We start from the raw sequence: 26,812 nt of genomic DNA on the forward strand, positions 1-26,812 counted from the left end.
AGGGGTAGCCTGAAGATGCGCCTGGGTCTGGTACTGGGAGACCAGCTGTCCTTCGACCTGGCAAGCCTCAACGCCCTCGATCCTGCCCGCGATGCTGTGCTGATGGCGGAAGTGGAAGGGGAGGCCAGGTACGTGCCGCATCATCCGCTGAAGATCGTCCTGATCTTCAGCGCCATGCGGCACTTCGCACTGGCACTGCGCGAGCGCGGTTGGCAGGTGCATTATGTGCAACTCGATGATGACGGCAACAGCGGAACCATCGTTGGCGAGTTGCGGCGCTGGCAGCAGGCCCTGGGAGCCACGCATATTCACCTGACCGAGTGCGGAGAGTGGCGCCTGGAGCAGGCGTTGCGCGATGCCGCACTGCCGCTTGTGTGGCATCGCGACACGCGATTTCTATGCTCTCGCGAAGCTTTCGCGCGCTGGGCCCGGGAGCGCGGCCAACTGCGCATGGAACACTTCTACCGTGGCATGCGCAAACGCACCGGCCTGCTGCTGGAGCCTGACGGCAGCCCGGCAGGTGGAACCTGGAATCTCGATGGCGACAACCGCAAGGCCTTGCCTCGCCAGCTACGTGGCCCCTTCGCCGCACATTTCGCACAGGACGACATCACAGCTGCAGTCATAGCCCTGGTACGGCAACGCTTCAGCGACCACTACGGAGCCATCGACGGTTTCGACTACCCGGTGACCCATGCCGAGGCACAGCAGCTCTGGCAACACTTTCTGGATTTCGGCCTGGCGGCTTTCGGTGACTACCAGGATGCGATGGCCGAGGGCGAGCCGTACCTGTTCCATGCGCGCATCAGTGCAGCACTCAACATCGGGCTTCTTGATGTGCGTTTTCTATGCGACGGGGTCGACAAGGCCTGGCGCGAGGGGCGAGTGCCGCTCAATGCAGCAGAGGGCTTCATCCGCCAGCTGATCGGCTGGCGTGAGTATGTACGCGGCATCTATTGGCTGCGCATGCCGGAGTATGCCGCGCTCAATTACCTGGGTAACGAGCGAGCGTTGCCGGAATTCTACTGGACCGGTCGCACCCGCATGCGCTGCATGGAGCAGGCCATCGGGCAAACCCTTCGCTTGGGTTACGCTCACCATATCCAGCGCCTGATGGTCACCGGCAACTTCGCCTTGTTGGCCGGTATCGCGCCCACCGCAATCTGTGAGTGGTACCTGGCTGTCTACATGGATGCCTTCGACTGGGTCGAACTGCCCAACACGCTTGGTATGGTGATGTACGCCGACGGCGGCTACCTGGGCTCCAAGCCTTACTGCGCCAGCGGTCGCTACATCCAGCGCATGTCCGATCATTGCAAGGCCTGCAGTTACAGGGTTGACCAGGTGGCCGAGGAAGGTGCCTGCCCGTTCAATGCCCTGTACTGGCATTTTCTCATCCGTCATCGCCACCTGCTTTCGGCCAACCCGCGTCTGGCGCTGGTCTATCGAAACCTCGATGGCATGTCGGCTGACCGTCGCGATGCCATCTGGCAGCGTGGCCAGTCACTTTTGGCGCGACTCGATGCGGCGCAACCGATATGAAAAAGGGTCTTTTGCCCAGCAAGGTCTGCGTGGTGTGTGGGCGGCCGTTCAGCTGGCGCAAGCGCTGGTCACGTTGCTGGGAGCAGGTGCGCTACTGCTCCGAACGATGCCGCAAGTCAGCACCGCACCGCAAGGCGCACGAGCAGGGGGAGGGTAACGGCCCATATCGGCATCAGTAGCAGGCCGGTTACCAGTGGGCCCATGGGCAAGTCGACATTTGCCAGCCCCGCTCCGCCTACATAGGCCAGCGGGCCGCCAACTGCACCCAGCAGTGCACCGAGCTGCCAGTGCCTGTCGGCCCATGCCAGGCTATGGCGCATGCCGCTGGCCAGTACCAGCCACAGCAGCACAAGCCACAGCGGCAATGGCCAGGTGTCGAAGCTGAACACGCCCAGCGCGCCCAGCACGCTATCCAGCACACACCCGACCGGCGTTACCAGCAACAGCGCCTTGACCTCTGCGTGGACGGCCGGGCACAGGCTCAGATGCACGGCCAGGCCAGCAATCACCAGCATCGACAGGAAGGGCTTTTCGGCCCCCAGTACGCATAGCCACCAGCCAGCCTGTAGCCACAAGGCATTGGCGAGCAGCCAGCCACGGCTCATCAGGCACTGCCAGGCAAGGGCGCGCGCCGTGCCTGGGGCGCTGCCCAGAGCAGATGCGCGACACCGATGGTGCGCTCCTCGAAACCGCCTTGGCAGTAACACAGGTAGAACTCCCACAGGCGCTGGAACATGTCGTCGTAGCCCAGGTCCGTCAGCGCTGCGCGTGCCTGGCGCAGGTTTTCTCGCCAATGCCGCAATGTGTGGGCATAGTCCTGGCCGAAATCTTCCATGTGCAAGAGGTTGAGTGCGGTGTGCCGGCTGGCAGTTTCCAGCATCACGCTCAATGAAGGCAGTGCGCCACCGGGGAAGATGTAGCGCTGGATGAAATCGACCGACCGCCGCGCCTGCTCATAGCGCTGGTCGCGTATGGTGATCGCTTGCAACAGCATCAGGCCGTCGGCCTTGAGTAGCGAGGCGCACTGGCGGAAATACACCGGCAGGTAACGGTGGCCGACAGCCTCGATCATCTCGATCGAGACCAGTTTGTCGAAGGTGCCTTGAAGATCGCGGTAGTCTTCGCGAAGCACTTTCACCCGCTGCTCCAGCCCCAGGGCCTGAACGCGTTGCAGGGTATGGCTGTACTGCGCCTCGGAAAGCGTGGTGGTGGTGACCTTGCAGCCATATCGGGTGGCGGCGTGGATCGCCAGGCTGCCCCACCCGCAGCCGATCTCCAGCAGGTGGTCGGCAGGGCTCAGCTCCAGCTTCTGGCAGATGCGCTCCAGCTTGTGCAGCTGTGCTTGCTCCAGTGTCTGCCCCGGGTGTTCGAACTGAGCTGCCGAATACATCATGGTGGGGTCGAGCAGCCGCTCGAACAGGGCATTGCCCAGATCGTAGTGCGCCAGAATATTGCGGCGGGCACCACGCCTGTTGTTGCGGTTGAGTTTGTGCTGCAACCGCAGGGCAGGGCGGCCGAAGCGGGCCAGGCCCCCCTCGAGGGCGTCAAGTACCTCAAGGTTTGCGACGAACAGACGAGTCACCAGCGCCAGGTCGGGACTGCGCCAATAGCCGTGAATGTAGGCTTCGCCAGCACCGATCGAGCCATTGCCGGCTATCAGGCCCCAGGTGATGTCATCAAGGATCTCCACCTCGGCCTGCAACGGGCTGTGGGCGTCACCGAAACTCCACTGCTGCCCGTGGCTGAGCAGGCGCAGGTGGCCATGGCGCAGCCTGCCCAGCCGGGCGAGCACGGCATTTCGTGCCAGCCCGCCGAACAATGGCCCGAGGCCTGCGAACTTGCTAACGCTCAGGGTGGGGTTCGACATCATCAGGGTCCTCGCAGGAATGGCCGAGCGCCAGGTCACGCTGGCTGGCCGTGTGGTCATGGACGGGTGTGCGTTTGAACAGCAGGCGCAATGCCTGCCAGTAAATGGCCGAGACGGTGCGCAGGCTCATCCATGGGAAGGCCAGTACGTATCGGTGCACAGCGGCTCTATCCAGCGCCTGGCGTTGCAAGGCCAGGTCGGCCTCGAACACCTTGCTATCGCCTTGCCAGTTCTCCATGTGGATGCGCACATGTTCAGCGTCCAGGGCGAAGCGCAAGCGATAGTCCATGTGCAGTGGCATGAACGGCGACACATGGAAGGCCTTGGCGACGGTGAAGGGTCCGGCAAGGTTTCCGCGCACCGGCAGCACGTAATGGAAGCGTTCACGCCATGGTGTGTTTCGCACCTCCAGCAGGATTGCCGTCAGCCGTCCGTCGCGGTCATGGCAGAAATAGAAACTGACCGGGTTGAACGACAGCCCCCAGCAACGCAATTGCGTGAGCAGGTGCACCGGCCCCTCAGGCATTTCTCCCGTCGCGCTGCGCACCAGCAAACGTGCGGCCTGGGCCAGGGTCTCGCCCCGGCGGGTCTGGGCTGGCAGGTAATCTGCCTGGTTCCAGCTCAGCGGCGCCAGGCGCCAGCGCCACAGCCAGCGTGACAGGCCTGTCAGCAAGGCTTGCTCGTCCAGGTCCAGGTAGAACATGCCGATCCTGTAGCGGAAGGCGTGGGGGCGCGGCGCCAGGCGCCGGTGGCTGACCCAGCCCACGCAAAGGCTGCTGTTCACAGGTGCTCTCCGAAATGCGCGGCCACCTTCAACGCACTGACTACGCCATCCTCGTGAAAGCCGTTGCCCCAGTAGGCGCCGCAGAAGTAACTGTGGCGCTGGCCCTGCAGCTGCGCCTGGCGCGCCTGCGCGGCGCACGCCGCAAGGCTGTATTGCGGATGGTCGTACTGGAAGCGGGCAATGATCTGCGCCGGATCCACCAGCGCGGTCTGGTTGAGGCTCACGCAGAAGGTCGTCGGTGCCTGGATACCTTGCAGAATGTTCATGTTGTAGGTCAGCGCGGCAGGCGCCTGCTGCGGCCCGCCGAGACGGTAGTTCCAGCTGGCCCAGGCGCGCTTGCGGCGGGGTAGCAGACGGGTATCGGTGTGCAGCACCACATCGTTGCTGGCATAACCGATGGCGCCGAGCACTTCCCGTTCCTGCACGCTCGGCGCTTCGAGCAAAGCCAGGGCCTGGTCGCTGTGGCAGGCGAACACCACATTGTCGAAACGCTCGGTACCGGCAGCGCTCGTCAGGGTGACGCCACCTTCGTCGCGGCTGACCCGGAAAACCTTGCAGTCGAGGCGGATGCGCCCGGCAAACGGCCGGCACAGCGGACTGACATAGCTGCGCGAACCCCCTTCGATCACGCGCCACTGTGGACGTTGGTTGACCGACAACAAGCCGTGGTTGCGACAAAACCGCACAAAGAACGCAAGTGGGAAGCCGAGCATGTCCGCGCGGGACATCGACCAGATCGCCGACCCCATCGGTACGATGTAATGGTCGATGAAGCGCTGTCCATAGCGCTGAGCCCGGAGGTAGGCGCCCAGGGTCGCGTTGGCATCGATACGCTGGTTATCCAGGTCGGCGAGTGCCTGACGATTGAAACGCAGAATATCCCGTAGCATCCCCCAGAACCCCGGGGACACCAGGTTGCGGCGTTGGGCGAACAGGGTATTCAGGTCGTGCCCGTTGTATTCCAGGCCAGTGACCGGATCATGCACCGAGAAACTCATTTCGGTCGGCCGTGAGGCGACCTTCAGGTGGTCGAGCAAGCGGATGAAGTGCGGGTAGGTCCAGTCATTGAAGACGATGAAGCCGGTATCTATTGCATGGCGTTCACCCTGCCAGATCACATCGAGGGTATGCGTGTGGCCCCCGATCCAGTTCTCGGCTTCGAAAACCGTCACCTCATGCTTGCGTGACAGCAGATGAGCGCAGGACAGCCCTGCAATGCCGCTGCCGATGATTGCTATACGCATGGATCATCATTCCTGTTCATGACGGGCAAGGCGTTGCCCAAGCCCCAGGCGCAGGCGCGCGGGCAGTGCGCCAAGCAGGCGCAATACCAGGATGAAAAGCCGGGGGAAGTTGATTTCCAGCGGGCGCTCGGGAAGGCGTTTGGCAATATGGCTGGCTGCGCGCTGCGCCGACCACAGCTGCGGCATGGGGAAATCGTTGCGACGGGTCAATGGCGTGTCGACAAAGCCCGGGTTGACGAGGGTGACGGCGATGCCTTCGCGGGCCAGGTCGATGCGCTGCGATTCCACCAGATAACGCACGGCTGCCTTGGACGCGCCATAGGCGCCGGCACGGGGCAAGGCCAGCCAGGTCACCGAACTGCCCATGACCACCAGATGAGGGCGTTGACCGGCGCGAAGCAAGGGCAGGGCCGCTGCCAGGCAGTAGCTGACAGCAAGGAAATTGGTACGGACCACACGCTCGACCAAGGCAGGGTCGAAATGGTCCGGCTCCAGGTACTCGCAGGTGCCTGCATTGAGGATCACCCTGTCCAGCGCTCCCCAGGCCTGCTCGATACGGGTTGCGATCCCGGCGACCTGTACGGGGTCGTCCAGGTCGCCAATGGCCAGCAGCACCTGCCCGGGAAAACGTTCAGCCAACGGGGCCAGACGATCTGCATGCCGTGCGCCCAAGGCGACCTGGTGGCCTTGCTCCAGCAGGCATTGTGCAAGTGCGGCACCGATACCGCTGCTTGCGCCTGTCAGCCAGCAGCGGCTCATGCCATCCGGCCTTTGAGCCATCGAATCGCACCGCCCATGACCGGAACATGTTCGTAGAGCAGGGCTGCTGCGTCGAAATAGTCCTGGTGAAAATGGACCCGGTCATGCCATTGCAGGTAACTGCATCCCTGCAAGCTGATCTGCTGACCGCGGGCCAGGCGTGGGTGGCGAAACTGCAGGGTCCAGCGCAGGTAACCTTGCCCGGGCATCACTTCGTCGATGCTGGAAAAGGCATAGCGAATGTCATGAGCGTTGGCGTACAACTGCGCGAAATAGGTTCGCAGAGCCCGCAGCCCCTGGATCTGATGCAACGGATCGCGAAAGGTGACATCGTCGCTGTACAGCTTTTCAAGGGGGCCGAGGTTGCCCCCGTCGAGTCTGCTGAAGTGCTCGGCGAATTGCTGCAGATACGCTGACATGCTGGACTCCAGGAAATCCTGTACAGAAATGGCTTGTTGTACAGGTATATCTGAAGTCTAAGCGTAAATCTATACAAGTCAACGATCTTGTATAGGTTTTGTTCAGCGCTCCGCCTGGCCCAGTTGTCGGCGCAATTCAGCCACCTCGGCCTCCAGCTCGCGTAGTTTCTCCTCAGCGAAAATCTGCGCTGTGACATCGCGCTGGATGCCGATGTAGTACGTCAACTGGTCCGCCTCGTTGTACACCGGCGTGACGGACAACTCGTTCCAGAACAAGCTTCCGTCCTTGCGGTAATTGCGCAGCACCTGGCAGCACGGCAGGCCTCCACGGATCGCCTCGCGGATGTTGGCAAGGCCGGCCTGGTCATGATCGTCGCCCTGCAGAAAACGGCAGTCCTGATACAGGATGTCCTCGGCGCGATAGCCGGTCAGGCGCTCGAAGGCGGGGTTGGCGTAGATAAGGATGCTGTCGTCGCCCTCCTGCTCTGCGACGACGATGCCATCGTTGGAATGCTCGACCATCAGTTGCATGAGTTTCGCGTTGATCATGGGGCCCACCTACAGGCATTTAGGATGCGAAGTGCGTAGCCTGGCCTGCGTGCAGAAGGCCTCGGCGCCGTTTGTTGCATGATGACCCAAGGAGGCTCGCCGCAGAAGGTGCATATGGGTTTAGAATGTGCCACCCCCCAGATAAACCCTCATCATGACTGACGCCACCCCAGCCGATTTGCTACCCATGCGCGATGTGGTCAGCCTGACCGGCATCAATCCGGTGACCTTGCGGGCATGGGAGCGGCGCCATGGGTTGATAAGCCCGCAGCGCACCGAGGGCGGCCATCGCCTTTATAGCGCTCGCGATGTCCAGCGCATACGCGACATCTTGCGCTGGACCGGCAATGGGGTGCCCATCAGCAAGGTAGGCGGCATGCTCGCAGGCCAGCCGGATGCGCCGGTGCAGCAGCACTCGGCGTTCGACGACTGGCGCGCTGCCGTGGAGCGTGCAACCAAGGCATTCGATACACAAGCGCTGGAAAGCATCCATGGGCAGTTGTTCACCGTCCTGCCCAAGGCCACCGTGCTGCGTGATGTGCTGATGCCAGTCTGGCATGGCCTGGCCTCAGGCATTGCGCCGGGCCAGCGTAGCCAATGGCTGTTTCTGGACATGTTCCTGCGCGCCCGCCTGCTGATGCGCCTGCAGATGAACCAGGCCGATGCACCGCGCGTGCTGCTGGCAGGCACCGAGGGGCAAGCCGAACTGCAGGTGTTGTGCACCGGGCTGCTGTTGAGCAGCGAGCAGCAACGCATCGAAGTGCTCGGTTGCGGGCAGCCGCTGGAAGAAATACCCATGCTGTGTGCAGCAATGCAGCCCGCGGCAGTGGTGATCAAGGTCCAGGTGCCGGTGGACCCTGCCTTGGCCAGGCGGCTGCGTTCGCTGCAAATGGCAATCGTTTGTCCGCTGGCCTTGATTGGCGAGGGATTGGCCGATTTACAACCAGCCTGGCAAGGCCTCCCGCTGTGTCTGCTGGACGAGCAGCGCGCTGACGTCGCACCCATGCTGAACGCCTTGCTCAGTGGTGCCCTGGACCTTTGACAGGGGCCCGCCGTAGTCTGCCGTACTGATCCTCGCCTGCTCCTGTGGGTTACGCCAGAAGTCTTGCCTCTGGGCGTAACCCGGTCCTGGGCCGGAATCATCACGCCGCGCGCGCAGGCCCAAAGCATCTGGCAGCCCCCTCCAAGGCAGCGTTTCTGGCTGTTTGCCAGCTTCTGATAATCGCCTCCGACATCCCGTCCCCGTTTCGGAGCGCGCCATGTACAACAATAAGAATCTGTCCCCACGTTTGCTGGCGGCTGTTACCGTCAGCCTGTCGACCCTTTGCCTGAGCAGCCTGGCCCAGGCCGAGATCATGCTGTACGACAAGGACCAGACGACGTTTTCCACCGACGGCTATATCAACGCCTTCTACGTCAACAGCGATGTCGATCGGCAGGGCGAGCAGTTCGATCGCCGCCAGTCACGGGTGAAGATGGGCTTTCTGCCCAACTACCTGGGCTTCAACATGGGCAAGCAGGTGGATGACCTGAAGCTCGGCGCGCGAGCCTCGTTCTGGGTGACCATCAACGACAGCGAAACCAACGGTACCGACACCGCCATCGACGTGCGCCAGTTCTACGGCACCGTGGCCAACCCCGAGTGGGGTGAGGTGCTGATCGGCAAGGACTTCGGGCTGTTCGCCCGTTCCAATATCCTGCTCGACGAACTGCTGGCCGGTTATGGCCAGGTCAGTGACACCCTGGGGCTGGTTGACGGCGGCGGGGTCTCGTTCGGCAACATCGGTAGCGGCTACCCGTACCCGTTCCCCACCTCGCAGATCACCTATCGCACCCCAGTGATGGACGGCCTGCGGGTGGCGGTGGGCATCATGGACCCGGTGGACACCAACGACAGCAGCCCGACCGGCAAGGCCTACCAGGAAAACCCGCGTACCGAAAGCGAGATCACCTACCAGTTCGACCTGGGTGGGGCGCAGATCTACAGCTGGCTCAACGGCAGCTACCAGACCTCCGACAACACCGACCCGGCGGTGCAGTCGGTCACCTCCAAAGGTGTCGGCTACGGTGTGCAGGCGAAGATGGGGGGGCTGTCGCTGACCGGCTCGGGGTTCCAGGCCAAGGGCATCAACCCGTTCTTCACCAACAACGCTGGCGAACCGACCTTGCGCAATGTCGACAGCGACGGCTACCTGCTGCAGGGCTCCTACAAGGTCGGCAAGAACCGGGTGGCGCTGTCGTATGGCAAGACCAAGGACGATGGCAACGGTGCGGTGGGCAGTGGTGCGGATTATGAAACCCGTGGCGTGGCGCTGTTCCATGACGTCAACGACAACCTCAAGCTGGTTGCCGAGTACAACCAGTTTTCCATCGACGGCCATGAAACCAGTGACCAGAACGAAGACACCGATACCTTTGCGGTGGGGGCGGTGTTGACCTGGTAAGCCCTCGGCCTCGACTCAAGACTGCTGGGGCTGCTGTGCAGCCCTTTCGCGACGCAAGGCCGCTCCCACATCGACCGCGCAAGCCCATGTGGGAGCGGCCTTGCGTCGCGAAAGGGCCGCGCAGCGGCCCCGGCAATCTTCAGGAAAAGCTATTACAACCATGGAACCGCCCACCCGCTACCCAAGTAGCATTCGTCCTCGATGATCGCCTTCGTACACTCATCACTCAGCCACCCCGCGCCGGAGACCACGATGCAGCAGGCTCACAACGACGGTGTGGTCAGCGCCATGTCCCAGGCAACCGATGCCCGGCAGGCAGCCCAGGAGCTGGCGGCGCAGTTGCTGCACCCGCACCTGGGCTTCGTGCTGTTCTTCTGCTCCGCCGAATACGACCTGCAGGCCCTGGGCGAAGCCCTGGAGCAGGGCTTTGGCGGCATCCGCCTGGTCGGTTGCACCAGCGCCGGGGAAATCACCCCGCAGGGCTATGGCCGCAACTGCATAACGGCAGTGGGGTTCGATCATCGGCACTTTTCCATAGCCACCGAGCTGATCGACGAAATGGAGCGCTTCAGCCTGATCGACGCCCAGCAGATGGTCGAGCGCCTGGTCGGCACCTGTCGCAGCAATAACCTGGCGCCGATCAAAGGCCACAGCTTTGCCCTGACCCTGCTCGACGGCTTGTCCAGCCGCGAGGAAATGGTGCTTGCCGCCCTCAGTGCGGCCCTGGGCGACATCCCGCATTTTGGCGGCTCGGCCGGCGACGACAACTACCTGACCCGCACCCATGTGTATTTCGGCGGCGCGTTCCACCACGGCGCGGCGGTGGTGGTGCTGGTCAATACCTGGCTCGACTTCGAAGTGTTCACCACCCACCACATCCTGCCGCGCCAGGAAAAGCTGGTGGTCACCGGCGCCGACAGTGCCCAGCGCCGGGTCTTCGAACTGAATGCCGAGCCAGCTGCCGAGGAATACGCCCGGCACATCGGCGTGCCGGTGGCCGAGCTCGATCATCGTGTGTTCGCTGCCCATCCGCTGGCCGTGCGCATCCACGACCAGTATTACGTGCGGGCGATACAGCAGGTGCACCCGGACCTGAGCCTGAGTTTCTACTGCGCTGTGGAAAACGGCATCGTGCTTACCGCCATGACCCCGGGCCCGCTGTTGCCAAACCTGCACCAGTTGTTCGACGGCTTGCAGCAGCGCCTCGGCCCGCTGCTGCTGACCATCGGTTGCGATTGCTTCCTGCGGCGGCTGGAGCTGGAAGCCCGGGACGGGCTGGAAGCGGTCGGTGCGTTCCTGCGCGAGCAGCGGGTGATCGGCTTCAACACCTACGGAGAACAGTTCGATGGCATGCACATCAACCAGACCTTCACCGGAGTCGCCATTGCCCGCAACCGGCCTCCTGTCGGTCGCTGAACTGCAGGCCGAGGTCGCCCGGCTGCAGCACCAGAACCACAAGCTGCAGCGTATCAACGGCGCACTGATCGAGCGTATCGAGTCCGGCGTCACGCGTGGCAACGACCCTTATGCCGCGTTCCAGCATTCGGTGGTGCTGGCCGAGCAGGTGCGCGAACGCACCGAAGCGCTGAACCAGGCCATGGCCGAGCTCAAGGCCGTCAACCACCTGCTCAGCGAGGCCCGGCAGCGGGCCGAGACGGCACACCAGCACCAGATTCGCCTGATCACCGACCATGTGCCGGCGCTGATCGCTTACCTGAATGCCGACCTGGTCTACGAATTTACCAACAAGGTCTATGAAGAATGGTATTGCTGGCCTCGCGGCGTGATGCTGGGCCAGAGCCTGCGCGAAGCCCACAGCGAGCAGCATTCCCAGCGCCTGGAGGCCTACGTGGCGCGGGCGCTGGCGGGGGAGAGCGTAACCTTCGAATTTGCCGAAACCAACATCAACGGCCAGGAACGCTACATGCTGCGCTCCTACGTGCCGAACCGCCTGGCCAATGGCGAAGTGGTGGGCATCTTCGTGTTGATCCGCGACATCACCGAGCGACGCAATACCGCACAGGCGCTGCACCAGGCGTATCAGCACCTGGAGCAACGGGTACGCGAGCGCACGGCCGAGCTGACCAGCCTCAACGAGCAGCTGCTGCGCGAAATCGAGGAGCGCAGCCGGGTGGAATCGCGCCTGCGCGAGGCCAAGCGCGAGGCCGAGCAGGCCAACCTGTCGAAAACCAAGTTCCTTGCCGCCGTCAGCCATGACTTGCTGCAGCCACTGAACGCGGCGCGGCTGTTCACCAGCGCCTTGCTCGAACACCGCGAGCCGCACAACAGTGCCCATTTGGTGCGTAATGTCAGCAACTCGCTGGAGGATGTGGAGAACCTGCTAGGTACCCTGGTGGATATTTCCAAGCTCGATGCTGGCGTGATCAAGGCCGATGTCGCCCCGTTCGCCCTGCGCGAACTGATGGACAACCTCGCTGCCGAATACGCCCAGGTGGCGCGCAGCGAAGGGCTTGAACTGCATTTCGTGGGCTGTTCCGCCGTGGTGCGCAGTGACATTCAGCTGCTGGCGCGGATCCTGCGCAACCTGCTCAGCAATGCCATTCGCTATACCCGCAGTGGGCGCGTGGTGCTGGGCTGCCGGCGCCAGCGTGGCGGCTTGCGGATCGAAGTATGGGACAGCGGGATCGGTATCGCCGAAGAGCACCTGGAAGAAATGTTCCAGGAGTTCAGGCGCGGCGATGTGCAGCGCCCGGACCAGGACCGAGGGTTGGGTCTGGGCCTGGCGATCGTGGAAAAGATCGCCGGCATTCTTGGCCACCGGATTCGGGTGCGGTCATGGCTTGGCAAAGGCTCGGTGTTCGCTGTCGAAGTGCCGCTGAGCACCACCGCGCCCAAGGCCCAGCCGAGCCAGGCAATCAGCGAGCCGATGCTCGAACGCCTGCGCGGGGCGCGGGTGTGGGTACTGGATAACGATGCGGCGATTTGCGCCGGCATGCGTACCCTGCTGGAGGGGTGGGGCTGCCGGGTGGTCACCGCGCTGTCGGAGGAAGACCTTGCGCGCCAGGTGGACAACTACCATGCCGAGGCCGACCTGCTGATCGCCGACTACCACCTGGACAACGACTGCAATGGCGTCGACGCCGTGGCGCGGATCAATGCCCGCCGTACCCAGCCCTTGCCGGCGATGATGATCACCGCCAACTACAGCAACGAGCTCAAGCAACAGATCCGCGAGCAGGGCCACACCCTGATGCACAAGCCGGTGCGGCCGATGAAGCTTAAGGCGGCGATGAGCCATTTGCTGGGCAGCAGTGTGGCATAGCCGCCGGCCTCTTCGCGGGCTTGCCCGCTCCCACAGGATTCCCGCAGGTTTCTGTGTTGCGCAATACCTGTGGGAGCGGGCAAGCCCGCGAAGAGGCCGGAATAGGTCAACGCCGCAGATAATCACCGAAATCGATATCACCGGCACTGAGGATGGCCTGCACCCGGTTGTGTACGTTGAGCTTGCGCAGGATCGCCGAAACGTGGGCCTTGACCGTGGTCTCGGCGATATCCAGGGTGTAGGCGATCTGTTTGTTCGACTCGCCCTTGGTCATGCGCTCGAGCACCAGCAGCTGCTTGCGGGTCAGGGCCTGGAGCATCTCCGGCGGGAAGCTCGGGGCATCGTTCAGGCGCCGGCTGGTGCTGCTTTTCTGGGCTCGGATGATGTCGGGCGGCAGGTAGACATTGCCGTTGAGGATCTGCTCGATCGCTTCGATCATCTGTGAACGTGGCGAGGACTTGGTGATGAAGCCCACCGCGCCATAAGTGATGGCCTGCAGCACGATCTGCTTTTCCTGCTCGGCCGAGACGATCACCACCGGCGTGGTCGGTGCCTCGTTGCGCAGGGTGATCAGGCCATTGAGGCCATGCATGCCGGGCATGTTCAGGTCGAGCAGGATCAGGTCGAGGTCGTCATGTTCGTGGGTCAGCGCCAGGGCGCTGTCCAGGTCGGCAGTTTCCATGACTTCGCTGCCCTGGAAGCCATCGCTGATAACGTTGTGGATGGCTTCGCGAAACAGGGGGTGATCGTCGGCAATCAGAATTTTGTACATGGCCTTTTCACCTCGTTTTTATTGGATGGAGCGGGCACGCGTTTGCAGGCGATGAATTCAGGGGAAGGGTTCCGGCTGCGCTGGCTGCAGCGGCAGGTTGGCCTGTTGCCAGGCGTCCAGGCCATCGCGGTACCAATACAGATTCTTATAGCCCAGGGCTTTCGCGCGTTTTACCGCGTTCCAGCTTAACCAGCAATCGGAGCGACAGTAAAAGACCAGCGGTTGCTCCGTGCGCCCGGCGGTGGCTTGTTGCAGGTTGCGCACGAAGTAATCGTGCCACGCCGGGCTCAGCTCGCCGTCGCCGGTGTTGGCCAGCCAGCGGCTGCCGGGGATGTTGGCGTGGGGTTCATCTTCGATGAAGCGGCCTTGCAGCCATTGGCGGCGATAGACGTCGATCAGCACCGGCTTGGGGGTGTGCCCCAGCAGGTCTTGCAGCATGGCGGTGTCGATGACCTGGCCGCCCTCGACCTGCTGTGGGGTCGGGCTGCGGTAGAGGGTGGTGCGGTAGCCGTCGGCAGAGAATAGCGGCGTGGTATCCGCCTGGGCAGCGCCTAGCGTCAGGCTCAGGGAAAGCGCCGCCAGCAATGGGCGTGGCAGCCGGGGCAGGGCACGTGGCATGGGGGTTGTCCTTTTTGTTATAGGCCCATTACATGCCAGTGGCGGTGCATTGTGAATGCGACGATCAGACAGCAAAGGCAGTACCAAAGTAGTAGAAAGCCGGGCGCCTCTGGCCTGATCCTGCCCAATATCTGAATGCAGGCGCGATCCCTGTAGGAGCGGGTTTACCCGCGAACACCGGCGTAGCCGGTGCCATGCACCGCTTCGCCTTCTTCGCGGGTGAACCCGCTCCCACACGGACCGTGTTCCTTCAACGGGTTCGGCGAAAGGTCCGATGGGAGACAGCTGCCGCTCAGCGCGGCTTGCGCAGCGCCGCATGCTGGGGGTTGAAGGTGAGGATCGCCAGCAGGGTGAACAGCACGGTCAGCCCCAGGCATACCGCCAGCGCCAGCGGGTTGAAGCGCTCATACAAGGCAAAGCGCACCAGCTCCACGGCATGGGTGAACGGGTTCACTGCACACAGCCAGTACAGCCACTGGCTGGCCTCGCGCATCTTCCACAACGGGTACAGCGCCGAGGACAGGAAGAACAGCGGGAATATCACGAAGTTCATCACCCCGGCAAAGTTCTCCAGCTGACGAATCGCATTCGATAGCAACAGGCCCAGGGCGCTGAGCATCAGCGCCACCAGCAACAACGCCGGCAGCGCCAGCAACAGGCCCGCAGCCGGTGGCTGCACACCATACAACCAGGCGATGGCAAGGAAGGCGTACACCTGCAGCAGGGAGATCAACGAGGTCGCCAGCAGCTTGCTGCCGAGCAGGAAGGGCCGCGGCAACGGGCTGGTCAGCAACACGCGCATGCTGCCCATCTCCCGGTCATAGACCATCGACAGCGAGCCCTGCATGCCGTTGAACAGCAGGATCATGCAGGCAAGGCCCGGAATGATGTACACCTCGTAGGGGGTGTAGGTGTCGTAGGGCTCGATGATCGCAATGCCCAGGGCCGCGCGAAAGCCGGCGGCGAACACCAGCAGCCACAGCAGCGGGCGCACCAGGGCGCTGAGAAAACGGGTGCGTTGCAGGACGAAACGCAGGCATTCGCGCAGGAGAATGCCGTTGAAGCACTGCCAGTAAGCGTTCATCGGGCATTGGCTCCTGTGGGGGCGCTGGTCAGGCGGGCAAAGGCATGGTCGAGGTCACCGCCGTGCTCCAGGCTCAGGGCATCGGCCGTGCCGCTGGCCACCAGGCGCCCTTGATGCAGGATCAGCAGGTCATCGCTGGGCTGCACTTCGTCCAGCAGATGGGTGGTCCACAGCACACTGAGGCGCTGCTCGCGGCACAGCAGCCGCAGGTGCTGGTTGAGCGCCAGGCGGCTGGCCGGGTCGAGGCCGACGCTGGCCTCGTCGAGCAACAGCAAACGCGGCTCATGCAGGAGCGCGCGGGCAATCTCCACCCGGCGCCGATGGCCGATGTTCAGCGCCCGGACCGGTTCGCGCCGCCGCTCATCGAGGCCCTGGCGGGCCAACTCGGCATCGACCCGAATATTGCCCTGGCGCCGCGACAGGCCGTGCAGCGAGGCGTGGTAGCGCAGGTTCTGCTCCACGCTCAGGTCCAGGTCGAGGGTGCTTTGCTGGAACACCACGCCCAGCTGGCGCAAGGCCGGGCGTGTGGCGTTGCGCAGCGAGCAGCCGCACACGCGGATGTCGCCATGCTGCAGGTCGTACAAGCGGGTGAGCAGGGCGATCAAGGTCGACTTGCCGGCGCCATTGGGGCCCAGCAAGGCGGCAAAGCGCCCGGGCGCCAGGCTGAAGCCGACTTGCCTGAGCGCCTCGCGCTGGCCGTAGGCAAAGCTCACGTCACTGACTTCGAGGGTATTCATGGCGTCACCACCACGCCCCAGGGGTAGCGGCCGACCTTCACCGACTTGAGCACCTTGAGGTTTTTTGCATCGATCACCGAAACGTCGCCACTGACCCCGTTGGTGGCCAGCAAATGGCTCTGGTCCGGGGTGAACGCCAATTGCCAGACCCGCCGGCCCACCAGCAGGTAGTCGAGTACTTCGTAGGTCTTGGCATCGACCACCGCCACATGGTTGGCCGGGCCCAGGGCGACGAACGCGTACTTGCCATCGGCGCTGAGCTTGATGCCTACCGGCTGGACCTTGTCCGGGTGCACGCCCTTGATCTGGAAGTTCAGGGTTTTCAGCACCTGGCGGCTGGCCACGTCGAGGATGGTCACCGTGCCGCCGATTTCTGCCGAGGCCCACAGCCGCGAGCCGTCCTGGCTGAACTCGACGAAGCGCGGCCGCTGGTCCACCGGGGTGCTGTCCGCCAGGGTCTGGGTGCTGGTGTCGATCCAGTGCAGCATGTTGGTGGTTTCGCTGGTGTTGACTGCCCATTTGCCATCCGGGCTCACCGCCATGCCTTCGGGCTCGATGCCGACGTCGATCTGCCCGAGCACCTTGTCGGTCTGGGTATCGATTACCGTCACCAGCGCGTCGTCCTCGTTGGACACATACAACCAGCGGTCGTTGGGGTGCAGGGCGAACTGCTCGGGGTCCTTGCCGGAGGGCAGTTCCTTGATGATCTTGCGGGTGGCCACATCCATCACTTGCACCCGGTCCGAATCGCTGGCGCAGATGTACAGCAGCGTGTTGTCGTGGGACAGCAGCAGGCCGCGCGGGCGCTGGCCCACTGGCAGGGTCTCGGTGACTTGCAGGGTCTGCATGTCGATCAGGCTGAGGCTGTTGTCCTTCTCGTTCGATACCCAGGCGGTGGCGGCCACGGCGTGCCCGCTGGCAAGGGCCAGGGCGCCGGACAGCAGGCTGGGGTAAAGCAGTGCCCGGTGAAAAGGGGAGCGACGCATGGCGAAATCCTTTTTTGTTGTGGTTATCGGGTCAGGGGTAGCCGCAGGTCACTTCGGGCCTGTCGTAGCCCAGGCTGTCCATTTCGTTGAACGGGTGCAGGAAGCCCTCCTGCGGTGAGGTACTGACCAGGGCCCGCGGCTGCACCAGCGGGATCGGCTGGCGCAGCTCGCCGTTCCACGGGCGGTAGCTGAGCTTGCGGCCCTTGAAGCCGTCCAGCGGCAACTGCTCGCTGAGCAGCAGTTGCTGCAGGGCGCGGGGCTCGGCCTGGCGCAGTTTGCTCACTGCGCTGGCGACGCTGCGCACGGCCATCCAGGCGGCGAAGTCGCGGTCGTTCATCCAGCGCCCGGCCTGGGCTTCGAAGCGCTTTTGCAACTGCGCCGCGCCGAAGGTTTCAACGGTCTTGTGCCAGCCGGTGGGGGTCAGGCCCTGGGTGCCGGCTACCGGCCGCGGATACCAGGTCTGGTAGGGCAGGTACTCGCCGAAGTCGCCGCGTTCGTCGGCCACCAGCACCACGTCGTACTCGGCGGTTTGGGTGAACAGCGGCATGTCGGCCTGGGCGCTGCGGCGCTGGTCGTTGTCGAATGTCCAGGCTTTCTCCGCGACCAGCTGCATGCCGAAGCGCTTCATGGCGCGGCGCAGGGCCGCCGCATAGGCCCGGTCATCGTCGGTCTGGCCGACGACCAACAGCGCCCGTTGCCATTTGCGCATTACCAGGAACTGCGCCAGGGCATCGGCCAGCATGGCGCGGCTGGGCAGGCTGTGCAGCACATTGCCCAGGCACTGGCTGCTGCGCAGGCTGTCGTCCGGGCTGCCGGCGTTGAACAGCAGGCTGTCGGGCAGGGCGGCAGATAGCGCGCGCAGGCTGGCGGCGGGGGCATTTACCACGAACAGCCGCAGGCCCTGGTCATGCTGGGCCTTGGCAGCCTGCAGCAGGGCTTCGGGGCTTTCGACCGTGGCATTGGCCAGGTGGAATTCCTGTTTGAGAAAACGCCCGCTGCTGTTGCTGTCGACAATCGCCAGTTCGGCGCCCTGCAGCCCGGCATCGGTGGGTTCGGGAATGATGTTGGACAGCAGCGGGCCGGGAGCGGGGCGATAGCCGAGATAGCCGATGCGCACTTGCAACGGTTCCCCGCCCGGGGCCTGCGCGGCGGGTGCCGGGCTTGCAGAAAACGTCGCGGCCAGGGCCAGCAGGCAGGTCATGGCAAGGTGGGCAGGCAGGCGCATAAGGCAACTCCACGGCAGATGGCGCCAGCATAGGAAGCGCGCCGGGAGGGGGGAATATGCAGAAAGTAGCGCTCGCCCGGTACCAAGGTAGTAATTCACCACATGGGCGCGGGTTTTACGATGGCCGCAGCAACCCCGAGGAGAACTGCCCATGCGCCTTGTCAACCTTTCGGCCCTGTGGCGGATCAACCTCTGGGTCACTTGTTGCTTCGCGATGTTGACGCTGGCCTGTGCCGTGGTGCTGTTGCGCCAGGCGGTGGCTGACGTGGAGCGGGAGCTGCAGTCGGCGCAAGCCGTGGTGGCATACCTCGGCGACACTGCCGAGCGCGACCCGCAGAGCCTGCAACCACGGCTGACGCAAAGCCTGCGCCATGTGCGGGTGCACTGGCTGGCGGCGGATGAACCTGCGCGGCTGCCGCAAGCAACCGGCCTGGATGCCTGGTTGGGCCGCCAACTGCTTGGGCAGCGCCACGACAGCAGCCGGCTGCTGGAGCTGGGGGATGGTCGCCGGGTAATGATCGCCGTGGATGCACGAGATGAAATCGACGAGGTGCGTGACTCCCTGCAGCAGTTGTTGGTCTTGTGCGGCCTTGCGTTGCTGCTGAGCTTGTTGACCATCCGTTGGGCGGTGCGGCGGGGCATGGGCTTGCTGGACGATCTGCTGCAGGCCTTGCGCCAGGTCTCGGGTGGGCAATTGACCGCACGCCTGCGCGAGGCCGGCCTGCCGGAGGCGCGCCAATTGGCGGAGCACTTCAACCGCATGACCGCGTCTCTGGAGCAGGCCCGCTGCGACAATACCCAACTTACCCAGGCCCTGCTGGCGGTGCAGGAGCAGGAACGCACCCAGTTGGCGCAGACCCTGCACGACGACCTCGGGCAATACCTGGCGGGTATTCGGGCCCAGCTCTGCCTGCTGCGCATGGTCGCCGACCAGCCAACCGCGGTGGCGCAGACGACACGCACCCTGGAGCTCGATTGTGAACGCCTGCAGCAAGGTTTCCGCGCCCTGGTACATGACCTGTACCCGCTGGCGTTGCAGCACATGCCGCTGGCCGAAGCCTTCGGCCTGCTGGTGAGCCAATGGCAGGCCAGCCAGGGTATCGATTGCCGCCTGCGGGTAGGCGAGCATTTGCCGGCACTACCCGGGCCGAGTCGCACGCATTTGTATCGTTTGCTGCAGGAGGCGTTGACCAACGTCGCCCGTCACGCCGGCGCAAGCCAGGTGCGGGTGCGCCTGCAACGCAGCGCCAAGGGCTTGCGCCTGCTGGTTCGCGACAACGGTTGCGGTGCCAGCCAGCCCCAGCGCCCCGGGGTAGGCCTGCACTCGATGGCCGAGCGCGCCCGCAGCCTGGGCGGTGAACTGCGCATCCTCAGCCGACCGGGTGCCGGCTGGGCGCTGGCCCTGAACATTCCCATGGAGGTGTGATGAATATCGTGTTGGTCGATGACCACGCCGTGGTCCGCCAGGGCTATGCCAGCCTGCTGCGAGCGGTGCTGCCGAAGGTACAGGTGCGTGAGGCTGCCAGTGGCGAAGAGGCGCTGGCGCGGGTTCAGGAACAGGTGCCCAACCTGGTGATCATGGACTTTGGCCTGCCAGGCATCAGCGGGCTGGAAACCACCCGGCGCCTGCGTCAGCGCCTGCCGCAGTTGCGGGTGCTGTTCTTCAGCATGCATGACGAACTGCCGCTGGTGCGCCAGGCGCTGGATGCTGGTGCCTCAGGATACCTGACCAAGAACTCGGCGCCCGAAGTGCTGATCGAGGCGGTGCAGCGGGTGTTGGCCGGGCATGCCTATATCGAACAGCCCTTGGCCACCCAGTTGGCCTGCACGTCACAGCAGAATGCCAGCGACCCGCGCCTGCAGCGCATGACCCAGCGTGAGCTGGAAATCTTCGTGATGCTGGCCAAGGGCACCCCGGTGCGAGGGATTGCCGAGCAGTTGTGCATCAGTGCCAAGACCGTGTCCAACCACCTGACCTTGCTCAAGAGCAAGTTGCAGGTCAGCTCCCATGCGGAGCTGGTGCATCTGGGGATTGATCTGGGGGTGGTGCGGGTGGCGGGGTGAGGTTTCTTTGAAGGCCAACATATGACTGATGGATTTAGCAGTGACTCTGTGGGAGCGGGTTCACCCGCGAATGAGGCGACTCGGTATATGGCACCGGCTTCGCCGGTGTTCGCGGGTGAACCCGCTCCCACAGGGGAACAATGTGCCCAAGCACGCTTTGCTCAATTGTCCCAGGTCTCGGGGCACCCCTTGCACCCCTCCATGTTGGCCTCTTGAAAATTCCCGTAATGCTGCCGCGCCCCGCGCAAGTCGGCGCGGGCCAGGTTGCTCTGGCCAAACTTGGCCTCCTGCAGGTTGGCATCGCCAAGGTCGGCCCCTTGCAGATCAGCCTTGCTCAGCCAGGCCATTTCCAGGTCCGCCGCGCGCAGGTTGGCCTGCTGCATCTTCGCCCCTGACAACCTTGCGAACTGCAGGTAGGCCGCGCTGAGGTCGGCCTTGGCAAATTGCGCACCCTGGGCAAACAGGCCCCAGCCCTGAATCGCAACGAGCCGGCTTTGGCTCAGGTCGGCCAGGCGCAGGTTGCTCTGCTGCAGGCTGGCGCGGGTCAGGTTGGCGCCTTGCAGGTTGGCCTTTTCCAGGTTGGCCAGGTCCAGCCGGGCATGGCGCAGGTCGGCATCGCGCAGGTCGGCGCCGGCCAGGTTCATCTTGCGCAGGTCCTGGTTGGCCAGGTTGGCGCCCCGCAGGTCGGCCCCCGGGCACTGGCTGGCTTCGGCAATCACGCAGCCGTTGATGGTCAGGGGGGTATCGTTGCCAGCGTCGTCGGCATTCTCGGCCATGGCAGGGGTCAGCACGATCAACAAGGCAAGTGGCAGGTAGTTCATGGCGAAAGGCTCTTGGCAGGAGAAAGGCAGAAGCGGGGAGGGGCGCAGGCCCGCTCCCCGCTGCAAGTCAACGCTGTGCAGTCTTGTTGTCCCAGCTTGGGATCTTGAACACCCAGAACGAACCACCCTGGGCCACCGGCTTGGTCAGTTCGGCCATGTCGCCGCCCCACAGCGGTACCGCGCCGCCGTAGCCCACGGTCACGCCGATGTACTGCTCGCCGTCCTGTTCCCAGGTGATCGGCGGCGAGACGATGCCGCTGCCGGTCTGGAACTTCCACAGCTCCTTGCCCGTCTTGGCGTCGAAGGCCTTGAAGAAGCCGTCGCCGGTGCCGGTGAACACCAGGTTGCCCTTGGTCGCCAGCACGCCGGCCCACAGCGGCAGGTGCTCCTTGTGCTCCCAAACCAGCTTGCCGGTGGTCGGGTCCATGGCGCGCAGGGTGCCGACGTGGTCGTCGTACATGCGCTTGATGCGGAAGCCCATGCCCAGGTAGGCCGAGCCCTTCTTGTAGTTCACTTCCTCGGTCCAGTACTCCTCCTTCCACTGGTTGCCGGGGATGTAGAACAGGCCGGTGTCCTGGCTGTAGGCCATGGGGTTCCAGTTCTTGCCGCCAAGGAAGGGTGGCGAGACCTCCACCGGCTTGCCCTTGGTTTCTCCCGGCAGCGGTTTGGCCGGGCGCTGCCCAGGGTTTTCCACCGGGCGCCCGGTCTTGAGGTCGATGTGGCTGGCCCAGGTGATGTTGTCGACGAAGGGGAAAGCGTTCTGCAGTTTGCCGTTGCTGCGGTCCACCACGTAGAAGAAGCCGTTGCGGTCGGCGTGGCCGGTGGCCTTGACCAGCTTGCCGTCCTTGCCCTTGTAGTCGAACAGCACCAGCTCGTTGTTGCCGGAGAAATCCCAGGCATCGTTGGGCGTGTGCTGGTAGAACCACTTCACTTCACCGGTGCTCGGGTCGACGCCGACCTGCCCTGAGGTATACAGGCTGTCGAAGTCATGCGGGTTGCCGTCCTTCGAGGTGCGCGCCCAGGTGTTCCAGGGGCCAGGGTTGCCGGCGCCGACAATGATGGTGTTGGTCTCGGGGTCGAAGCTGGCGCTTTGCCAAGGCGCGCCGCCGCCGTGGCTCCAGGCTTCGACCTTGCCGGTTTCGGTAGTGGGGTCGTCCGGCCAGGACGGCGCCTTGACGTCACCGGTCGGCGTGCTGTCCTTGCCGTTCAGGCGGCCCATGTGGCCCTCGACGAAGGGCCGCATCCACACCTCTTCACCGGTGTCCGGGTCGCGGGCGAACAGTTGGCCGACCACGCCGAATTCATCGCCGGAGCTGCCGTGGATCAGCAGTACCTTGCCGCTGGTCTTGTCCTTGATCAGCACCGGGGCACCGGTCATGGTGTAGCCGGCGGCGTGGTCGCCGAACTTCTTGTTCCACACCACTTTGCCGGTGCGCTTGTCGAGGGCGATGACCCGCGCGTCGAGGGTGCCGAAGTAGATCTTGTCGCCGTAGATCGCCGCGCCGCGGTTGACCACATCGCAGCAGGGGCGAATGTTGTCCGGCAGGCGGTGGTTGTAGGTCCACAGGCGTTTGCCGGTTTTCGCATCGAGGGCGAACACCCGCGAATATGAGCCGGTAACGTAGACCACACCGTCGCTGACGATGGCCTGGGATTCCTGGCCGCGTTGTTTCTCGTCGCCGAAGGAATAGGACCACGCCGGGGTCAGCTTGAACACGTTCTTGTCATTGACCTGGGCCAATGGGCTCCAGCGCTGGGCGTTGGTACCCATGCCGTACTGCAGCACATCCTGGGTGGTCAGGTGGTCGTTGGCGATGTCTTCCCACGTCACGTTCTTGCTGGCAGGTGCCGCAGGGGTGGTGGCTGCCGTGGCCACGCTGCCCAGGGCCAGGCTACCGGCCAGCAGCAAGGCCCGCACGCTCAGGGCCAGAGGGGAAAGGGCGGGTAGCGTTCTTGTTGTCATGGTTGCAGTTCCCAGTGGAGGTTTTGGCCTGCACAGGGTGGGACGGGGCGGGCCTTGCGGGATACGGAAAAAATCCCGCCCTTGCCGGGAATAGTTCCCACGGGGCACCTCATTTGGCCCTTCGCCACAAGCCCTACTACCAAGGGAGTAAGGCGCGGCCACCAAAGCAGCATTCGGCCGCCTGCGGGCTGTTTCTAAGATGGCGACACGGCCTCTGTGGTTGAGGCCTTGCGTGCAATCGTGAGGGCATAAAAATGACAACAAAACGCAACGTCTTGCTGGCTGCCGGGCTGCTTGCCAGTGCAGTGCTGACCGGCACTGCCTGGGCACATGGCAATGTGGTGCCCCAGGCCGTGGAAACCAAGGGCCTGACCCCGATCAAGGACGCTGGCGTAACCCTGGACGGCGATGGCTGGGCAGCGGTCAACCCGTACCGCAGCTCTCCCGAGCACGACAAGGCCGTGGAGATCGGTGCCTCGGCCTACAACCAGAACTGCGCCGCCTGCCATGGCCTGGAGGCCAAGTCGGGGGGCATCGCCCCGGATCTGCGCATGCTCGATGCCGGCGAGGCCGGGGATGAGTGGTTCGTCGAGCGGGTACGCCACGGTGCGGTCCGCGACGGCCGGGTGTACATGCCGAAAATGGCCGACTACCTGAGCCAGGAGGCCCTGTGGGCGGTGCGCACCTACCTGGACAGCGTGCACGTCGAGGAATGACGGCCATGCGTCTGTTGGCGGTGCTGTTCAGTGGCTTGCTGCTGTGCTGCGCGGCGGCGCAGGCGCAGGTGCGCAACTACGACGCGATCATCGCCGCCGGCGAATTGAAGGTGGCTGTGTACAAGGACTTTGCGCCCTACAGTTTCGAGGACCACGGCCAGCCGCGAGGTGTCGACGTGGAGCTGGCGCAGGCCCTGGCCACGGCGTTGGGGGTGCGCTTGCAGCTGATCTGGGCGCCACCCGGGGAAAAGCTCGACGACGATCTGCGCGACTACATCTGGCGCGGCAGCCCGTTGCGCCACCAGCAACTGGCCGACCTGATGATGCGGGTGCCATACGACCATGCCTATGCGCAGCGACGCAACGAGGTAGGCGAGCTGGAAAACGCCCAGGTGGTCATGTTCGGCCCTTATCAGGAGGAGCGCTGGCAGGTCGCCTATGATCGCCGCCGCCTGCCCTCGGTGGCCAGTGTCGCGGTGTTCCAGCAGCACCCGATCGGGGTCGAGGTGGACAGCGTACCGTCGTTCTATCTGACTTCTGTGTTCAACGGCATGCTCAGTGCCAGGACCCATCACTACCCCAATGTGCAGCAAGCTTTCGGCGCCATGCAGGCCGGCCAGGTGGACGCGGTGATGGCGATGCGCGGCGAAGTTGACTGGCAACTGCATCAAGCCGCCGACCCGCAGCTGGCCCTGGCGGAAAACGCCTACCCGAACCTTGGCAAGCAGGCCTGGGAGATCGGCATGGCGGTGCATGAAAGCAACCGGCAGCTGGCCTATGCGGTGGAGGAAGCGCTTGAGACGCTGATTCGTGATGGGCGGATGAAGGCGATTTATGCCAGTTATGGCCTGCGTTACCAGGTGCCGGAGATGTATCAGTAACAGGCTTCGCAGGCTTGTGAGTTTGTAAAAGCAACACATCCCCCTGTGGGAGCGGGTTCACCCGCGAAGAATGCGACGCGGTATATGGCACCGGCCTCGCCGGTGTTCGCGGGTGAACCCGCTCCCACAAGGACCGTGCACTGTCAGCCAGGTTTGCGTTGATCAAAAGGAGTGGGCGATGAACTGGCGAGCGACTTTCCTGCTGGCCTGCTGGGTGCTCTGGGCCGCACAAGCCCTGGCCAGCGAGCCAGGTAGCCAAAAGGACCCGGTGCCGTCGGTGATGTGGGACTTCTACCACAAGCAGCTGCTGGGCCAGGCCGCATTCGTGTTCGATGATCGGGTCAAGCTGCTGGCGCCACCCTTTGCCGAGGACGCACGCCAGGTGCCGTTGGAGATCGACGCTCGGGCGTTCAGCGGCCAGGTGGTGCGGATCATCGCCTGGGCCGAACTCAACCCGCTGCCGCGTATCGTCGACTTCCAGCCTGGCGAGCGCGTGCTGCCCTGGTTGTCGATCCGCATCCGCGTCGAACAGGCCACACCGCTGCGTGCCGCGGTGCTGACCCGCGACGGCCTGTGGCATGTCGGCTCGACCCTGATCGATGCTGCCGGCGGCGGTTGTACCGCGCCCAGCGTGGTACGCACTCAGCCCGGCTGGGAGGAACACCTTGGCGAAGTCCTGGGCGGACGCTACCCGCGCGGCGACAGCAGCCGCTTGCGCCTGCAGGTGGCTCACCCCATGGACAACGGCCTGGTCAGCGGCATTCCCGAATTCTTCCTCAACCATGCCGAGTTGCAAGGCGCGGACGGCCAGCGCCTGGCCAGCCTGGAACTGTACCCGGCGGTCAGCGAAAACCCCAACCTGGGCTTCGACATCCAGGGCTCCGGGCCGACCCGGCTGTTGTTGCAGGACAACAGCGGCAACCAGTTCGAGGCGGCAGTGCCCTGAACGCGTTGCCGACTCCATCCCTGACCAGAGGCGCCCGTCATGCGTTGCATTCTGCTGTTGCTACTGTGCCTGGGCCTGCCGGCCTGGGCAGACCTGGACTATCGGCTCAAGCCCCGGCAGATCGCCGAAGGCACCTGGCTGCTGGAGGGCAGCACCGACAATTTCGCCAAGGATAACGGCGGCAATATCGTCAACACCGCGTTCATCGTCACCGACAGCGGGGTGGTGGTGATCGACAGCGGGCCGTCGAAACGCTACGGCGAAGCCTTGCGCCAGGCCATTGCCGCCACCACCGACAAGCCGGTAGTCGAAGTGCTGCTGACCCATCATCACCCCGACCATGTGCTGGGCAACCAGGCCTTTGCCGATGTGCCCATCGGCGCCCTGGCCGGTACCGGCGAGCTGTTGCGCCAGCAGGGGGAGGCCATGGCCGAGAACATGTACCGCCTGGTTGGCGACTGGATGCGCGGTACCGAGGTGGTGCTGCCGACCCGCGTGCTGGAGCCAGGTATTCACGAGGTGGGTGGGCACCGCCTGCGGCTGCTGGCGCTGGGCGGGCACACCGGTGCCGACCTGGCGATTCTGGATGAAAGCACCGGTGTGCTGTTCGCCGGCGACCTGGTGTTCTACGAGCGCGCATTGACCACGCCCAACAGCCCGGGGCTGGAGGTGTGGCTGAAGGACCTGGACACCTTGCAAGCGCTGCCCTGGAAGCAGCTGGTGCCTGGTCATGGCCCGCTCGCCAGCGATGCCCGGCCGTTTGCCCAGATGCGTGATTACCTGGGCTGGCTGGACGGACTGATGCGCGACGGCGCGGCGCGTGGCGATGACATGGCCGAGATGATCCGCAGCCCCATACCCGAACGGTTTGCTGCTATCAGCCTGACCCGTTACGAGCTGATTCGCAGTGTCAGCCACTTGTACCCCCGTTACGAACGCCAGCAGCTGCGGCGTGTCGACGCCAAGCCCCCAATCTGAGGGTGTAACGCGGCCCCCTGTGGGACCGCGCAAGTTCACTGCTACCAAGGAACTAGAAAACTCAGCACTGCGGGCAATTGTTGGCAAGCAGGTCGGGACCAAGAATTCCCGACACACCGGGAAGTTTTCC

General features: G+C 64.1%; 27 protein-coding genes. 12 read left to right on the top strand and 15 right to left on the bottom strand.

What is annotated here, in order from left to right; all coding sequences use genetic code 11:
• The first annotated feature begins 15 nt into the window (after positions 1–15).
• Positions 16–1,542, top strand: a complete 1,527-nt coding sequence (locus KDB76_RS11720) for a cryptochrome/photolyase family protein (RefSeq protein ID WP_023661872.1) — start codon at positions 16–18, stop codon at positions 1,540–1,542.
• Positions 1,539–1,721, top strand: coding sequence for a DUF2256 domain-containing protein (locus KDB76_RS11725; protein WP_003257620.1), 183 nt, complete (start codon positions 1,539–1,541; stop codon positions 1,719–1,721). Before KDB76_RS11720 ends, KDB76_RS11725 begins: the two co-directional genes overlap by 4 nt.
• On the opposite strand, the gene KDB76_RS11730 is transcribed toward KDB76_RS11725, so the two are convergent.
• The 7 genes from KDB76_RS11730 to KDB76_RS11760 all read right to left on the bottom strand — a co-directional run bounded on the left by KDB76_RS11730 (position 1,659) and on the right by KDB76_RS11760 (position 7,164).
• Positions 1,659–2,147 carry a DUF2878 domain-containing protein gene (locus KDB76_RS11730; protein WP_013972156.1) on the bottom strand — a complete coding sequence of 163 codons (489 nt, stop codon included), beginning with the start codon at positions 2,145–2,147 and terminating at the stop codon, positions 1,659–1,661. The two genes, KDB76_RS11725 and KDB76_RS11730, sit on opposite strands and share 63 nt — an antisense overlap.
• Positions 2,147–3,409 carry a cyclopropane-fatty-acyl-phospholipid synthase family protein gene (locus tag KDB76_RS11735; protein ID WP_024086828.1) on the bottom strand — a complete coding sequence of 421 codons (1,263 nt, stop codon included), beginning with the start codon at positions 3,407–3,409 and terminating at the stop codon, positions 2,147–2,149. The genes KDB76_RS11730 and KDB76_RS11735 overlap by 1 nt, the downstream gene beginning before the upstream one ends.
• Positions 3,384–4,193, bottom strand: coding sequence for a DUF1365 domain-containing protein (locus tag KDB76_RS11740; RefSeq protein ID WP_023661874.1), 810 nt, complete (start codon positions 4,191–4,193; stop codon positions 3,384–3,386). Before KDB76_RS11740 ends, KDB76_RS11735 begins: the two co-directional genes overlap by 26 nt.
• Positions 4,190–5,437 (bottom strand): FAD-dependent oxidoreductase, encoded by a 1,248-nt coding sequence (locus tag KDB76_RS11745; RefSeq protein ID WP_038409360.1) that lies wholly within the window; start codon positions 5,435–5,437, stop codon positions 4,190–4,192. The genes KDB76_RS11740 and KDB76_RS11745 overlap by 4 nt, the downstream gene beginning before the upstream one ends.
• A 6-nt stretch (positions 5,438–5,443) precedes the next feature.
• A complete protein-coding gene (locus KDB76_RS11750) occupies positions 5,444–6,196 on the bottom strand; it encodes an SDR family NAD(P)-dependent oxidoreductase (protein ID WP_013972160.1) in 753 nt (250 codons plus the stop codon).
• Complete coding sequence (locus KDB76_RS11755; protein ID WP_013972161.1) at positions 6,193–6,615, bottom strand: nuclear transport factor 2 family protein; 423 nt, start codon at positions 6,613–6,615, stop codon at positions 6,193–6,195. The genes KDB76_RS11750 and KDB76_RS11755 overlap by 4 nt, the downstream gene beginning before the upstream one ends.
• A gap of 102 nt (positions 6,616–6,717) precedes the next feature.
• Complete coding sequence (locus KDB76_RS11760; protein ID WP_013972162.1) at positions 6,718–7,164, bottom strand: PAS domain S-box protein; 447 nt, start codon at positions 7,162–7,164, stop codon at positions 6,718–6,720.
• A gap of 154 nt (positions 7,165–7,318) precedes the next feature.
• Here KDB76_RS11760 and KDB76_RS11765 point away from each other — a divergent pair, with 154 nt between their 5' ends.
• From KDB76_RS11765 to KDB76_RS11780, 4 genes are all read left to right on the top strand, one after another.
• On the top strand, positions 7,319–8,206 hold the full coding sequence (locus KDB76_RS11765; RefSeq protein WP_013972163.1) for a MerR family transcriptional regulator: 888 nt from the start codon (positions 7,319–7,321) through the stop codon (positions 8,204–8,206).
• A gap of 217 nt (positions 8,207–8,423) precedes the next feature.
• On the top strand, positions 8,424–9,608 hold the full coding sequence (locus KDB76_RS11770; RefSeq protein WP_003257627.1) for a porin: 1,185 nt from the start codon (positions 8,424–8,426) through the stop codon (positions 9,606–9,608).
• A 252-nt stretch (positions 9,609–9,860) separates the two neighbouring features.
• Positions 9,861–11,024 (top strand): nitric oxide-sensing protein NosP, encoded by a 1,164-nt coding sequence (gene nosP / locus KDB76_RS11775; protein ID WP_013972164.1) that lies wholly within the window; start codon positions 9,861–9,863, stop codon positions 11,022–11,024.
• On the top strand, positions 10,993–12,891 hold the full coding sequence (locus tag KDB76_RS11780; RefSeq protein ID WP_038409362.1) for a NahK/ErcS family hybrid sensor histidine kinase/response regulator: 1,899 nt from the start codon (positions 10,993–10,995) through the stop codon (positions 12,889–12,891). Before nosP ends, KDB76_RS11780 begins: the two co-directional genes overlap by 32 nt.
• A 106-nt stretch (positions 12,892–12,997) precedes the next feature.
• On the opposite strand, the gene KDB76_RS11785 is transcribed toward KDB76_RS11780, so the two are convergent.
• The 6 genes from KDB76_RS11785 to KDB76_RS11810 all read right to left on the bottom strand — a co-directional run bounded on the left by KDB76_RS11785 (position 12,998) and on the right by KDB76_RS11810 (position 18,313).
• Complete coding sequence (locus KDB76_RS11785) at positions 12,998–13,663, bottom strand: response regulator transcription factor (RefSeq protein ID WP_013972165.1); 666 nt, start codon at positions 13,661–13,663, stop codon at positions 12,998–13,000.
• 57 nt (positions 13,664–13,720) lie between these two features.
• Positions 13,721–14,281 carry a PQQ-dependent catabolism-associated CXXCW motif protein gene (locus tag KDB76_RS11790; protein ID WP_023661936.1) on the bottom strand — a complete coding sequence of 187 codons (561 nt, stop codon included), beginning with the start codon at positions 14,279–14,281 and terminating at the stop codon, positions 13,721–13,723.
• A gap of 292 nt (positions 14,282–14,573) precedes the next feature.
• Complete coding sequence (locus KDB76_RS11795; RefSeq protein WP_038409364.1) at positions 14,574–15,365, bottom strand: ABC transporter permease; 792 nt, start codon at positions 15,363–15,365, stop codon at positions 14,574–14,576.
• Positions 15,362–16,102 carry an ABC transporter ATP-binding protein gene (locus KDB76_RS11800; RefSeq protein ID WP_038409366.1) on the bottom strand — a complete coding sequence of 247 codons (741 nt, stop codon included), beginning with the start codon at positions 16,100–16,102 and terminating at the stop codon, positions 15,362–15,364. The genes KDB76_RS11795 and KDB76_RS11800 overlap by 4 nt, the downstream gene beginning before the upstream one ends.
• Positions 16,099–17,088 carry a YVTN family beta-propeller repeat protein gene (locus KDB76_RS11805; protein ID WP_013972169.1) on the bottom strand — a complete coding sequence of 330 codons (990 nt, stop codon included), beginning with the start codon at positions 17,086–17,088 and terminating at the stop codon, positions 16,099–16,101. The genes KDB76_RS11800 and KDB76_RS11805 overlap by 4 nt, the downstream gene beginning before the upstream one ends.
• Before the next feature lie 31 nt (positions 17,089–17,119).
• The gene (locus KDB76_RS11810; protein WP_013972170.1) at positions 17,120–18,313 is read right to left on the bottom strand and encodes an ABC transporter substrate-binding protein; all 1,194 of its coding nucleotides are present in this window, start codon (positions 18,311–18,313) and stop codon (positions 17,120–17,122) included.
• A 151-nt stretch (positions 18,314–18,464) separates the two neighbouring features.
• Between KDB76_RS11810 and KDB76_RS11815 the strand changes: the two genes are divergently transcribed.
• Complete coding sequence (locus KDB76_RS11815) at positions 18,465–19,739, top strand: histidine kinase (protein ID WP_015270048.1); 1,275 nt, start codon at positions 18,465–18,467, stop codon at positions 19,737–19,739.
• Positions 19,739–20,377: a response regulator transcription factor gene (locus KDB76_RS11820; RefSeq protein WP_003257635.1), complete on the top strand. Its 639-nt coding sequence runs from the start codon at positions 19,739–19,741 to the stop codon at positions 20,375–20,377. The genes KDB76_RS11815 and KDB76_RS11820 overlap by 1 nt, the downstream gene beginning before the upstream one ends.
• A 161-nt stretch (positions 20,378–20,538) precedes the next feature.
• Here KDB76_RS11820 and KDB76_RS11825 read toward each other — a convergent pair whose 3' ends face one another.
• Both KDB76_RS11825 and exaA read right to left on the bottom strand, forming a co-directional pair.
• On the bottom strand, positions 20,539–21,198 hold the full coding sequence (locus tag KDB76_RS11825; RefSeq protein WP_013972173.1) for a pentapeptide repeat-containing protein: 660 nt from the start codon (positions 21,196–21,198) through the stop codon (positions 20,539–20,541).
• Positions 21,199–21,265: 67 nt separating this feature from the next.
• The gene (gene exaA / locus KDB76_RS11830; protein WP_013972174.1) at positions 21,266–23,161 is read right to left on the bottom strand and encodes a quinoprotein ethanol dehydrogenase; all 1,896 of its coding nucleotides are present in this window, start codon (positions 23,159–23,161) and stop codon (positions 21,266–21,268) included.
• A 254-nt stretch (positions 23,162–23,415) separates the two neighbouring features.
• On the opposite strand from exaA, the gene pedF reads away from it, so the two are divergent.
• From pedF to KDB76_RS11850, 4 genes are all read left to right on the top strand, one after another.
• The gene (pedF, locus tag KDB76_RS11835) at positions 23,416–23,877 is read left to right on the top strand and encodes a cytochrome c-550 PedF (protein ID WP_013972175.1); all 462 of its coding nucleotides are present in this window, start codon (positions 23,416–23,418) and stop codon (positions 23,875–23,877) included.
• A gap of 5 nt (positions 23,878–23,882) precedes the next feature.
• Positions 23,883–24,758, top strand: a complete 876-nt coding sequence (locus tag KDB76_RS11840) for a transporter substrate-binding domain-containing protein (RefSeq protein ID WP_015270051.1) — start codon at positions 23,883–23,885, stop codon at positions 24,756–24,758.
• A gap of 178 nt (positions 24,759–24,936) precedes the next feature.
• A complete protein-coding gene (locus KDB76_RS11845; RefSeq protein ID WP_024086833.1) occupies positions 24,937–25,704 on the top strand; it encodes a quinoprotein dehydrogenase-associated SoxYZ-like carrier in 768 nt (255 codons plus the stop codon).
• 39 nt (positions 25,705–25,743) lie between these two features.
• Positions 25,744–26,682, top strand: coding sequence for a quinoprotein relay system zinc metallohydrolase 1 (locus KDB76_RS11850; protein WP_013972178.1), 939 nt, complete (start codon positions 25,744–25,746; stop codon positions 26,680–26,682).
• Positions 26,683–26,812 lie beyond the last annotated feature (130 nt).

Source organism: Pseudomonas sp. JS425 (assembly GCF_018223845.1).
Taxonomy (GTDB): domain Bacteria; phylum Pseudomonadota; class Gammaproteobacteria; order Pseudomonadales; family Pseudomonadaceae; genus Aquipseudomonas; species Aquipseudomonas asiatica.

What these genes read in the sequence shown, in the direction of transcription:
- KDB76_RS11720 (WP_023661872.1), top strand. Translation starts at nt 16, where the DNA reads ATGCGCCTGGGTCTGGTACTGGGAGACCAGCTGTCCTTCGACCTGGCA.
- KDB76_RS11725 (WP_003257620.1), top strand. Translation starts at nt 1,539, where the DNA reads ATGAAAAAGGGTCTTTTGCCCAGCAAGGTCTGCGTGGTGTGTGGGCGG.
- KDB76_RS11730 (WP_013972156.1), bottom strand. Translation starts at nt 2,147, where the DNA reads ATGAGCCGTGGCTGGCTGCTCGCCAATGCCTTGTGGCTACAGGCTGGC.
- KDB76_RS11735 (WP_024086828.1), bottom strand. Translation starts at nt 3,409, where the DNA reads ATGTCGAACCCCACCCTGAGCGTTAGCAAGTTCGCAGGCCTCGGGCCA.
- KDB76_RS11745 (WP_038409360.1), bottom strand. Translation starts at nt 5,437, where the DNA reads ATGCGTATAGCAATCATCGGCAGCGGCATTGCAGGGCTGTCCTGCGCT.
- KDB76_RS11750 (WP_013972160.1), bottom strand. Translation starts at nt 6,196, where the DNA reads ATGAGCCGCTGCTGGCTGACAGGCGCAAGCAGCGGTATCGGTGCCGCA.
- KDB76_RS11755 (WP_013972161.1), bottom strand. Translation starts at nt 6,615, where the DNA reads ATGTCAGCGTATCTGCAGCAATTCGCCGAGCACTTCAGCAGACTCGAC.
- KDB76_RS11760 (WP_013972162.1), bottom strand. Translation starts at nt 7,164, where the DNA reads ATGATCAACGCGAAACTCATGCAACTGATGGTCGAGCATTCCAACGAT.
- KDB76_RS11765 (WP_013972163.1), top strand. Translation starts at nt 7,319, where the DNA reads ATGACTGACGCCACCCCAGCCGATTTGCTACCCATGCGCGATGTGGTC.
- KDB76_RS11770 (WP_003257627.1), top strand. Translation starts at nt 8,424, where the DNA reads ATGTACAACAATAAGAATCTGTCCCCACGTTTGCTGGCGGCTGTTACC.
- nosP (WP_013972164.1), top strand. Translation starts at nt 9,861, where the DNA reads ATGCAGCAGGCTCACAACGACGGTGTGGTCAGCGCCATGTCCCAGGCA.
- KDB76_RS11785 (WP_013972165.1), bottom strand. Translation starts at nt 13,663, where the DNA reads ATGTACAAAATTCTGATTGCCGACGATCACCCCCTGTTTCGCGAAGCC.
- KDB76_RS11790 (WP_023661936.1), bottom strand. Translation starts at nt 14,281, where the DNA reads ATGCCACGTGCCCTGCCCCGGCTGCCACGCCCATTGCTGGCGGCGCTT.
- KDB76_RS11795 (WP_038409364.1), bottom strand. Translation starts at nt 15,365, where the DNA reads ATGAACGCTTACTGGCAGTGCTTCAACGGCATTCTCCTGCGCGAATGC.
- KDB76_RS11800 (WP_038409366.1), bottom strand. Translation starts at nt 16,102, where the DNA reads ATGAATACCCTCGAAGTCAGTGACGTGAGCTTTGCCTACGGCCAGCGC.
- KDB76_RS11805 (WP_013972169.1), bottom strand. Translation starts at nt 17,088, where the DNA reads ATGCGTCGCTCCCCTTTTCACCGGGCACTGCTTTACCCCAGCCTGCTG.
- KDB76_RS11810 (WP_013972170.1), bottom strand. Translation starts at nt 18,313, where the DNA reads ATGCGCCTGCCTGCCCACCTTGCCATGACCTGCCTGCTGGCCCTGGCC.
- KDB76_RS11815 (WP_015270048.1), top strand. Translation starts at nt 18,465, where the DNA reads ATGCGCCTTGTCAACCTTTCGGCCCTGTGGCGGATCAACCTCTGGGTC.
- KDB76_RS11820 (WP_003257635.1), top strand. Translation starts at nt 19,739, where the DNA reads ATGAATATCGTGTTGGTCGATGACCACGCCGTGGTCCGCCAGGGCTAT.
- KDB76_RS11825 (WP_013972173.1), bottom strand. Translation starts at nt 21,198, where the DNA reads ATGAACTACCTGCCACTTGCCTTGTTGATCGTGCTGACCCCTGCCATG.
- exaA (WP_013972174.1), bottom strand. Translation starts at nt 23,161, where the DNA reads ATGACAACAAGAACGCTACCCGCCCTTTCCCCTCTGGCCCTGAGCGTG.
- pedF (WP_013972175.1), top strand. Translation starts at nt 23,416, where the DNA reads ATGACAACAAAACGCAACGTCTTGCTGGCTGCCGGGCTGCTTGCCAGT.
- KDB76_RS11840 (WP_015270051.1), top strand. Translation starts at nt 23,883, where the DNA reads ATGCGTCTGTTGGCGGTGCTGTTCAGTGGCTTGCTGCTGTGCTGCGCG.
- KDB76_RS11845 (WP_024086833.1), top strand. Translation starts at nt 24,937, where the DNA reads ATGAACTGGCGAGCGACTTTCCTGCTGGCCTGCTGGGTGCTCTGGGCC.
- KDB76_RS11850 (WP_013972178.1), top strand. Translation starts at nt 25,744, where the DNA reads ATGCGTTGCATTCTGCTGTTGCTACTGTGCCTGGGCCTGCCGGCCTGG.